This is a genomic window from Loktanella sp. M215, from assembly GCF_021735925.1.
Classification (GTDB): Bacteria; Pseudomonadota; Alphaproteobacteria; order Rhodobacterales; family Rhodobacteraceae; genus Loktanella.
In genome coordinates this window covers 334,978-346,898 of the sequence record NZ_WMEA01000004.1, presented here as the reverse complement: position 1 = coordinate 346,898, position 11,921 = coordinate 334,978, and the positions used below count along the sequence as shown (strand labels likewise).

At 58.5% G+C, this 11,921-nt stretch carries 11 protein-coding genes; 6 read left to right on the top strand and 5 right to left on the bottom strand.

The features are described from left to right. The first annotated feature begins 17 nt into the window (after positions 1–17). The 4 genes from GLR48_RS21765 (at position 18) to GLR48_RS21750 (ending at position 5,966) form a co-directional block, all read left to right on the top strand. Positions 18–1,781: a PQQ-dependent methanol/ethanol family dehydrogenase gene (locus GLR48_RS21765; RefSeq protein ID WP_237065558.1), complete on the top strand. Its 1,764-nt coding sequence runs from the start codon at positions 18–20 to the stop codon at positions 1,779–1,781. 103 nt (positions 1,782–1,884) lie between these two features. Then, the gene (locus tag GLR48_RS21760; protein ID WP_237065555.1) at positions 1,885–2,580 is read left to right on the top strand and encodes a LuxR C-terminal-related transcriptional regulator; all 696 of its coding nucleotides are present in this window, start codon (positions 1,885–1,887) and stop codon (positions 2,578–2,580) included. 36 nt (positions 2,581–2,616) lie between these two features. Continuing rightward, positions 2,617–3,765, top strand: coding sequence for an FIST N-terminal domain-containing protein (locus GLR48_RS21755; protein WP_237065554.1), 1,149 nt, complete (start codon positions 2,617–2,619; stop codon positions 3,763–3,765). Further along, positions 3,762–5,966 (top strand): hybrid sensor histidine kinase/response regulator, encoded by a 2,205-nt coding sequence (locus GLR48_RS21750; RefSeq protein ID WP_237065544.1) that lies wholly within the window; start codon positions 3,762–3,764, stop codon positions 5,964–5,966. Before GLR48_RS21755 ends, GLR48_RS21750 begins: the two co-directional genes overlap by 4 nt. 1,144 nt (positions 5,967–7,110) lie before the next feature. On the opposite strand, the gene GLR48_RS21745 is transcribed toward GLR48_RS21750, so the two are convergent. From GLR48_RS21745 to GLR48_RS21725, 5 genes are all read right to left on the bottom strand, one after another. Next, the gene (locus tag GLR48_RS21745) at positions 7,111–7,422 is read right to left on the bottom strand and encodes a DUF6958 family protein (RefSeq protein ID WP_237065536.1); all 312 of its coding nucleotides are present in this window, start codon (positions 7,420–7,422) and stop codon (positions 7,111–7,113) included. Further along, the gene (locus GLR48_RS21740; protein ID WP_237065534.1) at positions 7,415–7,954 is read right to left on the bottom strand and encodes a GFA family protein; all 540 of its coding nucleotides are present in this window, start codon (positions 7,952–7,954) and stop codon (positions 7,415–7,417) included. Before GLR48_RS21740 ends, GLR48_RS21745 begins: the two co-directional genes overlap by 8 nt. Beyond that, positions 7,947–8,429, bottom strand: coding sequence for a VOC family protein (locus GLR48_RS21735; protein ID WP_237065532.1), 483 nt, complete (start codon positions 8,427–8,429; stop codon positions 7,947–7,949). Before GLR48_RS21735 ends, GLR48_RS21740 begins: the two co-directional genes overlap by 8 nt. A gap of 66 nt (positions 8,430–8,495) precedes the next feature. Then, positions 8,496–8,918 (bottom strand): SRPBCC family protein, encoded by a 423-nt coding sequence (locus GLR48_RS21730; RefSeq protein WP_237065530.1) that lies wholly within the window; start codon positions 8,916–8,918, stop codon positions 8,496–8,498. Then, entirely contained in the window at positions 8,915–9,661 is a 747-nt protein-coding gene (locus tag GLR48_RS21725) for a TetR/AcrR family transcriptional regulator (RefSeq protein WP_237065528.1), read from the bottom strand. The genes GLR48_RS21730 and GLR48_RS21725 overlap by 4 nt, the downstream gene beginning before the upstream one ends. 415 nt (positions 9,662–10,076) lie before the next feature. On the opposite strand from GLR48_RS21725, the gene GLR48_RS21720 reads away from it, so the two are divergent. Together GLR48_RS21720 and GLR48_RS21715 are read left to right on the top strand one after the other, a co-directional pair. After that, entirely contained in the window at positions 10,077–11,018 is a 942-nt protein-coding gene (locus GLR48_RS21720) for a LysR family transcriptional regulator (RefSeq protein WP_237065520.1), read from the top strand. A 173-nt stretch (positions 11,019–11,191) separates the two neighbouring features. Then, entirely contained in the window at positions 11,192–11,644 is a 453-nt protein-coding gene (locus GLR48_RS21715) for a hypothetical protein (protein ID WP_237065518.1), read from the top strand. Positions 11,645–11,921: the final 277 nt, after the last annotated feature.

Sequence of the window (11,921 nt, the reverse complement as noted above, 5' to 3'; positions counted from 1 at the left end):
CCGGGAGGAGAACGCGGATGAACAGGTTCATTACCGCTGCAACGGCCATGATATTGGCGGGCAGCATGGCGCAGGCACAAGTCACCGAAGACGACATTGCCAACGATGCCACGATCACGACGCAGATCGTCACCAACGGGATGGGCCGCAGTCTTCAGCGCTATTCCCCATTGGAAACGCTGAACAAGGATAACGTGGCCAATCTGGTACCAGCGTGGGCCTTCAGCCTCGGCGGCGAAAAGCAGCGCGGTCAGGAAACTCAGCCGATTATCTATGACGGCATGATGTATATCACCGGGTCGTATTCCCGCATCTATGCGGTGGACCTGAAAACCGGCGCGGAAGTCTGGCAATACGACGCCCGTCTGCCCGAAGGCATTCTGCCCTGCTGCGACGTAGTGAACCGCGGTGCAGCGATTTATGGTGACAACATCTATTTCGGTACGCTGGACGCGCGCATGGTCGCGCTGAACCGCAAGACTGGCGACGTGGTGTGGAATCAGAAAATCGCGGATTACAAAGCCGGATATTCATACACCGCCGCACCGATCATCGTGAACGGCCTAGTCATCACGGGTAATTCGGGTGGTGAATTCGGCATCGTTGGCGAAGTGCAGGCGCGCAATGCGGAAACCGGAGAGATCGTCTGGACCCGCCCAATGATCGAAGGCCATATGGGCACTTTGAACGGCGAAGAATCCACCATGACCGGTACGCTCAACGCGACATGGCCTGGCGACATGTGGAAGACGGGCGGCGGTGCGACCTGGTTGGGTGGATCGTATGACGCAGACACGGACACACTGGTTTTCGGCGCAGGCAACCCGTCGCCCTGGAATAGCCACCTGCGCAATGCGGGCACGCCCGTCGACGGCAACACCGGCGACAACCTTTATGCTGCCTCCCGCGTCGGTCTCGACCCGGCAACAGGCGAGATCAAGTGGCATTTCCAAACCACACCGCGTGAAGGCTGGGATTACGACGGCGTGAACGAAGTCGTGGCCTACACCGACCGTGAAGGCAACAAGCGCTTTGGCACGGCGGACCGTAACGGATTCTTTTACGTGCTGAACCGTGAGGACGGCAAATTTGTCAGCGCCAGCCCCTTTGTCACGCAGATCAGTTGGGCATCGGGTATCGATGACACCGGGCGGCCGATCTTCAACGAGGAAAACCGTCCGGGCGATCCCACGGCCGCCGCTGATGGGGCCAAGGGTGAGACCGTCTTTGCCGTGCCGTCGTTCCTTGGTGGCAAGAACTGGATGCCGGTCAGCTACAGCCAACACACCGGCAATTTCTACGTGCCTTCCAACGAATGGGGCATGGATATTTGGAACGAGCCCGTCACTTACAAGCAGGGCGCGGCGTATCTCGGGTCCGGCTTTACCATCAAGCCATTGTATGACGATTACATTGGCTCTCTGAAGGCGATCGACCCCGATACCGGTGACATCAAGTGGGAGTTCAAGAACCCAGCGCCGCTGTGGGGCGGAGTGATGTCCACCGCCGGCGGTCTGGTGTTCACCGGCACACCGGAAGGCGAGTTTATCGCCTTCGATGACGAGACGGGCGAAAAGCTGTGGTCGTTCCAGACCGGATCTGGAGTCGTGGGTCAGCCCGTGACCTGGGAAGAAGACGGCGAGCAGTATGTTGCGATCATGTCGGGCTGGGGCGGTGCTGTGCCGCTTTGGGGTGGCGAGGTCGCGCAAACCGTCAGCTACTTGAATCAAGGTGGCATGCTGTGGACGTTCAAGCTGCCCCGGCAGTTGGCCGCCAACTAAGCTTCATGACCGGGCGCATCTGCAAAGGTGCGCCCAACTACCATCTGACGCAGTCTTGCGAAGCAGGCCGCACCGCGTCAGTCTGATGCCAGAGGATAACCCGATGCCCCCCGATGCCCAGCATCCTTTCGGCAGCACCGCTACCGCGATGATCATCGACGATCATCCGCTGTTCTGTGATGCCTTGTGCCTGACCCTGCGGGCCGTAACGGGAATTGAAACAATCAATGTGTTTGATCGTCTTGAACCCGCGCTGGCAGCTGCGCAGAATGGCCCTGCCCCGGATGTCATCGTACTGGACCTGAACCTGCCTGATGTAACCGGTCTTGACGGATTGATTCGGCTGCACCGTAGCGTGCCGCAGGTGCCGCTAGTTGTTGTGTCCTCGATGGCCGATCACCGGATCATTTGCGCCGCGATTCGAGCCGGTGCCTCAGGATTTGTGCCAAAACATTCCCATCGCGACACCTTTCGCGCAGCGTTTCAGGCGGTGGCCATGGGTCAGACCTGGCTGCCCGACAACATCGATATGACCGAAGGTGCCGAAGTCCCCGTTACCGACCGGGAGGACGCTGTCGCGCGCTTGCGTCAGCTTACCCGACAGCAAGGCACGATCCTGCAACTGATCTGCGAAGGCAAACTCAACAAGCAGATTGCTTATGACCTGTCCATTGCTGAAACCACTGTAAAGGCACATATTACCGCAATCATGCGCAAGCTGAGCGTGCAGAGTCGCACGCAGGCGGTCCTGATCGCGCAAGAGGCAAGCTATTCCAACCTGTTGCAAAAAATCCCCTGACACATCAGTCTCGTTCATCTCTGGGAGTGGATTTTCATGAGTGTCGCGCAACAGGGTGCATTGGTGCGCCGGGTTCACATAGCTGACCCTGGCCCGGATGCCGCAACACGTATCCGTGCCGAACTGGGAGAAGACCCGCTGTCGCTGGTCGCCGTCTTCGCCGCCCCTTCCACAGCATTTGCCGCGTTGATCGCCGACTTAACCGATACGCTGTCCGGCACCACCGTCATCGGCTGCATTACTGCAGGAGAGATTAACGAAGGCTATCGCGAAGGTGGTATCGTTGCGATCGGGTTGCCCGTCAGTCATTTCGAGACCGAGACAGTTCTTATTCCAGATCTGCACGCGCTGGACCCGAACAAGACGGTGCGCAACATCATTCGAAAGCGCGCGGCGCTGAAAGCCGTGGCCCCGCATTGGAACCACGAGTTCGCGATCCTGCTGATCGATGGGTTGTCGCGGCGCGAGGACGCAGTCGTTGCCATGGTTATGCACGGGCTAGGTCAGGTGCCGCTCTTCGGCGGATCATCGGGGGACGGAACACGGTTCACCACAACGGCCGTGGGCTATGATGGTAAAGTCATGGAAAACGTCGCCGTTATAACCTGCGTGCGCACGATCTGCCCGGTGAAGGTCTTCAGCCTCGACAACCTTACGCCGACCGACCGGCGCATGGTGGTTACCCGCGCCGATCCCGAGGCCAGAATTGTACACGAGATCAACGCCGAAAACGCCGCATCCGAATACGCCCGCCTGCTCGGCAAGGATCCAGCGCAGCTCGATCCCTTTACCTTTGCCTCGCATCCAGTCGTCGTTCGGTTTGGCGGGCGGCACCATGTCCGGGCGATCCAGCGCGTTACCGGCGACGGCGCATTGGTGTTCTTCTCGGCCATCGACGAAGGTATGGTGCTGACGCTGGCGACGTCGGAATCGATGGCCGATCATCTGGGGCGCGAATTATCCGCGCTGTCCGCGACCTCCGTGCCGGATACGATCATCGCATTTGATTGCATCTTGCGCCGGATTGAGGCGGAGCAGAAGCAGCAGACCGGCGCCGTCAGCCAAGTGCTGGCGCAGCACAACGTTGTCGGCTTTTCGACCTATGGCGAACAGCACAATGGGTTGCACATCAACCAGACAATGACCGGTGTAGCGATCTATCCGCCGGGGGCGATCGTGAGATGACCACCCAATCGCTGATCAATCCCGTCGACAGTATCGACCGCCAGAACGAGAAACTTTTGACAATCTCTGCTGCGCTGATCCGGCGGGTCGAGCAGATGAATAACGATTCCGACGCGGCCTACGCCCAATTCCAACGCGCTGTCTTGCTGGAGGATACAGTCCGCGCCCGCACGCGCGAACTTGAACTGGCACTTGCGCTGCTGAACCAATCCAACACCGAGCTGGCCGCGGCCAAGCAAAGCACCGATGCCGCCCGCAGCGATCTGGCCAACGCGATCGAGACCATCGGCGAAGGTTTTGCCCTTTTCGACCGAGCCGACGTTTTAGTGCTGTGTAACAGCCGCTTTGCCAGCGCGCTGACCAGTGTAGCGCAAGCGCTGAAGCCCGGCATGACCTTTGCGCAATACGTACACCTTGTATCGCGCAGCCCCAGCCTGCGGCTGCCAGACCGAGTTACGCCTGATGACTGGGTGCGGCAACGTATGGCGCGCCATGGCGACGATTCTGTCGCCTTCAACGTCCACATGGCTGGCGATCGCTGGTTGCAAGTATCAGAACAGCGCACGCCGGACCGTCAGACCGTCATCATGCAGACCGACGTCACAGACATCATCCGGCTAGAACGTGAGGAGCGATCCCGCCTGATGGACGACCATACCGCCCTGATCCGGGCGACGCTGGACCACATCCACCAAGGTGTCTGTATTTTCAACAAGGAGAACCGCCTGGTTGGCTGGAATCAGCAAGTCGCCAACATGTTGTCGATCAGACTGACACAGTTTCGAGTCGGCGCCGATTTCGACTTTCTGTTCCGACGGTTGGAGGACGAATTGCTCATCCAATCCGACATTCGGCCGGCACAAGTACTGTCCTGGGTCGAAGACACTGTCCCCCGACCGCCCCTGCGGTTCGAGGTGCGCCAGCGGCGAGGACGCGTGTTCGACATCTTTGCGCAGGAAATGCCAGACCGAGGCTTTGTCATCAGCTTTACCGATGTGACCGCCGAACGCCTGGCGGCGGCTGAGCTGCGGGCGGCAAATGATCTGCTGGAGGCGCGGGTCGAAGCGCGCACGGCGGAAATCGCCGTGGCACTGGCGGATGCGGAACGGGCGAATGCATCGAAATCTCGGTTTGTCGCCGCCGCCAGCCACGATCTGCTGCAACCGCTTTCGGCGGCAAAGCTTTATTGTGCGTCGGTAGCCGATGATAATCTGGCGCCCGCACAGCTTGAAATCCTGTCCAAGGCGCTGAATGCGCTGAACAGTGTGGAGGATATCATCGGGGCGCTGCTGGATATCAGCCAGCTTGAATCCGGCAATGCACCTGTCCGGGTCAGCGCCGTAGATCTGGGCCGTGTACTAAGGCAGTTGGGCGATGAGTTAAGACCCGCCGCAAAGGCCAAGGGGCTGGATCTGCGAATCTTGCCTTCGAAAGCGCTGGTCCAGACCGATGCAAGCTATCTCCGCAGAATACTGCAAAATCTGATTGGGAACGCAATTCGGTACACGCGCGCAGGCCGCGTTCTGGTAGGCACCCGCCCCGACGGTGATGCGGTTCGAATCGAGGTCTGGGATACCGGCCCCGGCATTCCGCATTCAGAAGAGGAAAACATCTATAAGGAATTTCATCGTATTGACCCCGTTGCTAATACTGGTAACGGACTTGGTCTGGGGCTTGCCATCGTGGAACGCGCCTGTGCGCTACTCGATCATCACCACGGCATGCATACCATAGTTGGGCGCGGGACCTGCTTTCACCTAACGGTCCCGCGCCCAAATGGTTTGCACCGCAATGTGGCGCTACCTGTACCTGCCAAAGCAATAGACATGGCAGGTCTGATCGTGCTTCTGGTCGAGGCCGACGGCGCGATGCGCCGTGACTTGTCAGGACAGATGGAGCGCTGGGGTGTCGAGGTGCTGGACGTAGCCAGCGGTGCAGAAGCCTCTACCCTGCTGTCCGAAATTGAGTTAACGCCTGATGCAATGCTGATCGACGATCCCAGTAACGACGGTCATGCGGGACTGGCGCTAGCTGTGCGTCTGCGGGCGCAGTTCGGCCCCATCCCCTGCCGTTTACTGATCACAGACCGCACACCTGACCTAGGCGCGGCTTGCGCGCAAGCAAATGTCAATCTGCTTCTGAAACCTGTCGATCAAACGGCATTGGCTTTTTTTCTGAAATCCACAAAATATCCCGGATGAGATGACGCTTTGGCCGCCGGCTGACTGTGCAAGTCTGCTTTCACGAAACCTGACCCCGTATAGTCAGCATCCCGTTTAAATGAAGAAAATATGTCCTGACTATGATCTCCAACTTCAAGTGTGTCAGATAGAAAAAATGCTAGTTTTTTAATTTACAGTTTTGCCACCGCTCGTACGCAGAAGCTTCGATGGGTATAATTTTCATCTCCACAGATTGAAGGCCATTGCCCTTGCCCCGTCCTGTGGGAGTGCCACCGCGCTTCTCAGGCTGCAGCCGGCAGACCGGCCTCCGCCCGAAACATCCCGGCCCTTCCTTCCTGTCCGCATAGCCCGCGCCCTGTCGCTCCGAGCAAGTGCGCGCCCCTGCGGTCGTGGTCGTCCTGGTTCAGGTCGATGCGCCCTGACGGGTTCAGAACGCTGGGGCGCGGCGCGGGGTTCGGACTACGCCGAACGCGGCTGCACCGCCAAGAAAAGAAAGAAAGGGACCGCCGGTTCCCCGCCTGTCCTCGCCGGAGGCAGGGTTTCATAAGAGCGGCGCGCTGAAGCGCTTCCTCGTCTGACCCCTCGCCCAAGTTTCGACACCAGACCGGACACGTGGCACCAACACAGAGGACAAAGGCCCGTGAATCATCAGATTACCCTGTCGGCAAAAGAACAGGCCGAGATTGACTGCGGGGCGAAGATCGCAGATCACAACGACCGTTTCCACAAGACATAGGGCGCAGACTTCACCTTTCCCGGCCAGCTCGTCGTGACGCGCGGTGTCGCATGCCTTTTAGCTAGCGCAATGATGTAGATCATGCAGGCCGTTCAGATATACATCGACGAACGAGAGCAGTCGAAATCATAGTGGTTCGGTGCTTCAGAATTTTGTCCAATACTCCGTCCGAAAAAAATCTTGAACAGTCCCAGATCGCAGTCCATAAAACGCACGATTAACGGAACGCGACTACGCAGGAACATAAAACAGGTAGGGTTGTTTGCGGGAGAATGTGGAATCCTAAGCTAAATCAATAGCGGTCGTTCGCGAGGGATGCGGCGAATTTCCGGTTCGAGCCCAAACTTACGAGTGCTGCGCGTTGCTTAAATGTCAGCTATGGGGCCGCCGCCATCTATAATCGACCGGGTTTATCGGACAATCGTGCTATGTCGGTTTCCCTGTTCTGAAGAGCCGGACCGGTCCCTTGCCGCTGCGCTGGATCACGCCCTTGGCTTCAAGGTCGAGCTGCACTGCCTTCAGCCACCATCCGGCATTCTCACCGCCCGGAATCAATTCGTGTGACAGGTTCGGCAACAGCGCGGCCTTGGCCTCGGCGACGGACATACCGGGGGCCTCGGACGGCAGCACCGGAAGCAAGGCATCGCGCATGGCCATGAACTTCGCCTTGTGCACTCGTTGGACGTGATGCGGTGACGTGATGCTCTCAATCTCGATTTTCTCGTCGGCGTCAGACATTGATCTCTCCCGTATTTGGCGTCTTTGGGTTACGGAACCCCATGGCGACCCAGGCCCCGAAGAGCTTGGCGAAGAAGCCGAGGCTCTGCTTCTTCGCGTTAGGAATGTCGTCTGGCAGCGTGGCACCTTCCGGGAGATCGGAGGCCATCGTGCGCATCGTGGGCTCAGGCATTGTTCCGGAGGACGGCCAGAGTCCACTGTAGAGGCTCAGCCAGTGTCCACCTTTGAACTCCAGATAGACGGGCGTGTTGCAGCAGGTGGCGATCACCCGCGTGCTGGGGGCCTCGGGCGACAGGCGGAACCCGGCCAGGTTTGCGGCCCCCGCAAGAAACCGCACGCGATCCTTGCGATACATGATGAAGTGCGTCGTGCCGTGATCGGTCAACGTCCGGGGTGCGCTCTCAAGACCCTGCATCCTCCCCGCCGCCTCGCGGCAGGAGTTGCAGCAGCATTCGACGCTTGCGATGGGCCTCCCTTCGACTTCAAGGTGGGTCTGGCCACAGGCACATCCGATCTGTGTTGCCTCACCCATCTGTTGGCTCCTTCGCGGCAGCCGCTTCGAGGGCAGCAATGTCGATCTTCTCCATCTGCATCATCGCCTCGCTCACGCGGCTCACCACGTCCAAATCTTCGCTGGCCAGCAGGTCCGGCATTCGCTTCGGCACGATCTGCCAAGACACGCCGAAGCGGTCCTCCAGCCAACCGCACCGTCCCGCCTCACCGCCTGTCGCGGTCAACACGGCCCAGAGCCGATCCGTTTCGTCCTGATCCTCGGTCAGCACAGAGATCGACGCGGCGGGCGTCAGCTTGTAATACGGCCCGCCCGTCAAGATCATCATCGGCGCACCCGCCAGCGTGAACTCGACAACCATCGGGTCGTCCGGCTGGCCGTTTTCGCGCACAGCTTCGATCCTGCTGTTTGGCACTAGCTTTACGTATTCCTTCGCGGCGTCATGTCCGCCTTTCTCAAACCAGAGGCAGGTCCGCACTTTTGAGGCATGTTCCATCGATAACTCCTCCATTATCCTTGTGGTTTGGGGTTCAGCTTTCAGGCCGGACGGCCTCGCCCGTATTCAGCCGTGATTGCCTTCGACATGGGCCTGAAAATTGTTCAGAATCGCCTGCCACCCGTCGCGCTGCATTTCGATCGGGCTTTGCGCCTCGGCGTCGAAGGTGGTCGACACACGGGTCTTGCCGCTGTTTTCGGCGAAGGTCGTGCGAGACTTGCGACCGTCGTCGAGAACAAGCGTGAGCGACTTGTGCGGCTCGATTTCCTCGAAAGCACCCCGAAAATCGAACCCCATGCTTCCGTCCTTCGCCTCCATACGGGCGACCTGCTGGCCGCCGGGGCGCAGATCCACCTCAGCGCGCGGGCAGCACCAATCATCGTTTGCGAAATTCCACTGCGTGATGTCTTCGGGCGTGGTGTAGGCGCTCCACACCTTTTCAACGGGCGCGGCAACTGTCGTTTCCACGGTGATTTGCTGGTCGATCATAATGATTTCTCCTTGTGGTTGGTTTCAGTTTGATTTTGTCGCACCCCGAACAGGCCGCGCACATAGCGGATAAGGTGATCAACGCTTTCACGGGCGAAGTCTGGATCTCCAGTGGCCTTGGCGAGGATGAACCCACCCTGAAGGACAGCCTGCGTATGGAGGGCAAGGCTTTCGGCAGTCCAGTCAGCGTCAATGTCACGCTGTTTGCGCGCCGCCTCTATGTCAGCCTCAAGCGTGGCGGCATGGCCGAAGATGCTGGCTGCGCAGGCCTCCCGGATCGCAGGCGCGCTTTCATGCACCTCCTGCGTCATAGTGCCGACGAGACAGGTGTATTCGAATGTCTCGCCGCCGATGATCGCTTTGCGGAAATCGAGATAGGCCAGAACCCGGTCGAGCGGATCGTCATGCTCATGGTAAGGCGCGCTGGCGAAGAGTGCGCTGGTTGTCTCGGCCCAGAAATTAGCTGCTGCCACGCCAAGCGCGTCCTTCGTCTTGAAGTGATGGAAGAACGCACCCTTCGTGACGCCGGCAGATCGGCAGAGATCATCGACTGAGGTTGCGGCGAACCCCTTGCTGCGGATCACGTCGCGCGCGGCTTCCAGAAGGCGTGTGCGCGCATCGCCGCGCTCGGGGGATTGTTTGGTTGGTCTTGGCATAGGTGACACATACCATACGGTTGGTATGTTGTCAATCGTTTCGAAAATGGCGTGCTGCGGCGACGCCAAAAGCCGTCGCTTGCGCATTTTAAACTTGATATCAGGCTTTGGCCGGAAGCGGACTATTCAATTATCGCGGAGAAAGGAAAAACGGCTTGTACAGCAGACCTTACCTCATAGTGTGATGCAGGTACGCTCTCAGTTTTCTACCTGCGAAAAAGGACTGTTTTCGGAACAGACTTGCAGTATTGAACGCGATTCTCTTGGATACATCGGCGGCGCTCATTCATTACATCAGAAACAAAGAGCACCGCCGAGCGCATCCGCTACGTCCCTCCCAAGACGTATTGGACATCGATCCTTATACAACGGTTCTGAGCGGAAATATCAAAATTCGCAAAGGCGGCTTGGTACCCTGGTGACAAGCCAGCAAACGATAGTATTTGACTGTTGTTCCAGCATCCCTGTTCACCGGCGCTGCGGACGGTTATCAATCGTCTTTATGGACATCACTCTTCTCAAAACTTTTCTTGAAGTTGGTGCGACGGGGTCATTTGTTGCAGCGTCGGACCGGTTGTTTGTCACTCAGTCTGCCGTATCTCTGCGGATCCAACGTTTAGAGGATACGTTGGGCAAGCCGCTGTTCACACGCTCGAAGGCCGGCGCGGAGCTCACGGCTGCCGGACGCGAGTTCGAGCGCTATGCCATGTCCATGATCCGTGTATGGGAGGAGGCAAGGCAGCAAGTTGCGGTTCCCGAAGGTTTCAAGCGCAGCCTGTCGATCGGTGCGCAATACTCGCTTTGGCCACGGCTCGGATTTCGGCTGATCGATCAACTGCGTCGGGATATGCCGGATTTGAACATCCGCGCAGAGATGGGCATGCCGGATCGTCTGACCCGGTTTCTGGTCGAAGGCGTGATGCATATCGGCCTGATGTACATGCCCAATCTCCGACCGGGCCTTGTAGCAGAGGAAATCATTGAGGAAGAACTGGTTCTCGTCGCATCTTGGGCGGACCCAACCATGGATATGCAAGGGCGTTACGTTTTTGTCGACTGGGGCCCTGAATTTGTCACGGCACATGCCCTGGAGCTCCCCGAGCTTGCCAATTCCGGATTGAGCCTGGCCCTCGGCGCGATGGCAGCTGACTTTGTTGTCAACCGACAGTCCGCGGCCTACCTGCCAGCACGATACATCAAGAAATACCTGGATGATGGACAGCTTCATCTGGTGCCGGACGCCCCCCGCTTCCCCTACCCCGTCTGGGCCGTCTGGCGCGACGATCTGGACACCGAACTGGCAGAGGGTCTACGAGCGGCGTTGACGATCGTAAGCGGCAAGGCGGAAGCTGACGGTGATGCAGTCTTGGCACAGCTGGCCGACATCAGTGAAGACCACGAAGTCGATGTTTTGGGCGCACAATCCCATCCGGACGTTAAGTGAGCGATACTCGCCTCATACCCGATTATTTTGAATTTTACTCATGTACCCGTCCACAGCTATGCCTTTTGGAGTTCCCGCCGTTCAACGAGTATCGCCCTCGGTATTCAGGACAGGTGGGACGGGAGGGGAGGCGCAATCCTTCCCTCTTGAGAAATACGTGCAGGAGACGCAACATGATGGCAGCAAAATTGTACAACGGGCCTGCAAGGTCTGATGCGGCGCTCGTCGAAGTAATCACCGACTCCAAACATGGCGAACCCCTGGGGTTTGAGATATGCGGTGCATTTGCTGGGCCAACGCTGCTTGTGGCGGGACACGCTGCTGTCGCTGAAATGGTTTATGATCGCCTGATGAAGCTGCCGACTTTGTCGTGGATGCACGGAACGCTTGTCTTGGTCTTTCTGGACCGGATGGAACGTGAAGGCCTGGCCTTCCATGTGCAGGATATGACCAATCCGGAGCCTGACGATCTGGTTTTCCTGCCGTATGACCTCGATCCGTCGCGTCACGCTGCCGCAGCAGAAGCTGGGTACGATACGACGCTAAGGGCCAGTGCAAAACTTGGCATGATTTCGAGCCGCGGCCTTGACGCCGACGTCAAGGCGCCAGTCCAAACGACGCATTAAGCGCGCCTTTCGTTCAACGTCATCAAAGCAATTCCGCGTGACACGATCACGCCATCTCCACGGAGAATTTAAAGCCATGACCAATTTCAATTTCCGTAGCAGCAGTGCGGCCGTTCCCCCTGCATCCTGCTGGCGATTGCTGGCTGTTCGACAGGAGGTGTCGACAACGGCGTCGTGGACACGACCAGCTTTGTGACCAAGACGGCCGTGAATGGCACAATCGGTGCTGGAAAGATGGTCACCCGCGGGCTGTCCGGATCTGACGATAACTGATGCG

What these genes read in the sequence shown, in the direction of transcription:
- GLR48_RS21725 (WP_237065528.1), bottom strand. Translation starts at nt 9,661, where the DNA reads ATGCGCAAGCGACGGCTTTTGGCGTCGCCGCAGCACGCCATTTTCGAA.
- GLR48_RS21735 (WP_237065532.1), bottom strand. Translation starts at nt 8,429, where the DNA reads ATGGAACATGCCTCAAAAGTGCGGACCTGCCTCTGGTTTGAGAAAGGC.
- GLR48_RS21760 (WP_237065555.1), top strand. Translation starts at nt 1,885, where the DNA reads ATGCCCCCCGATGCCCAGCATCCTTTCGGCAGCACCGCTACCGCGATG.
- GLR48_RS21715 (WP_237065518.1), top strand. Translation starts at nt 11,192, where the DNA reads ATGATGGCAGCAAAATTGTACAACGGGCCTGCAAGGTCTGATGCGGCG.
- GLR48_RS21765 (WP_237065558.1), top strand. Translation starts at nt 18, where the DNA reads ATGAACAGGTTCATTACCGCTGCAACGGCCATGATATTGGCGGGCAGC.
- GLR48_RS21720 (WP_237065520.1), top strand. Translation starts at nt 10,077, where the DNA reads ATGGACATCACTCTTCTCAAAACTTTTCTTGAAGTTGGTGCGACGGGG.
- GLR48_RS21730 (WP_237065530.1), bottom strand. Translation starts at nt 8,918, where the DNA reads ATGATCGACCAGCAAATCACCGTGGAAACGACAGTTGCCGCGCCCGTT.
- GLR48_RS21750 (WP_237065544.1), top strand. Translation starts at nt 3,762, where the DNA reads ATGACCACCCAATCGCTGATCAATCCCGTCGACAGTATCGACCGCCAG.
- GLR48_RS21745 (WP_237065536.1), bottom strand. Translation starts at nt 7,422, where the DNA reads ATGTCTGACGCCGACGAGAAAATCGAGATTGAGAGCATCACGTCACCG.
- GLR48_RS21755 (WP_237065554.1), top strand. Translation starts at nt 2,617, where the DNA reads ATGAGTGTCGCGCAACAGGGTGCATTGGTGCGCCGGGTTCACATAGCT.
- GLR48_RS21740 (WP_237065534.1), bottom strand. Translation starts at nt 7,954, where the DNA reads ATGGGTGAGGCAACACAGATCGGATGTGCCTGTGGCCAGACCCACCTT.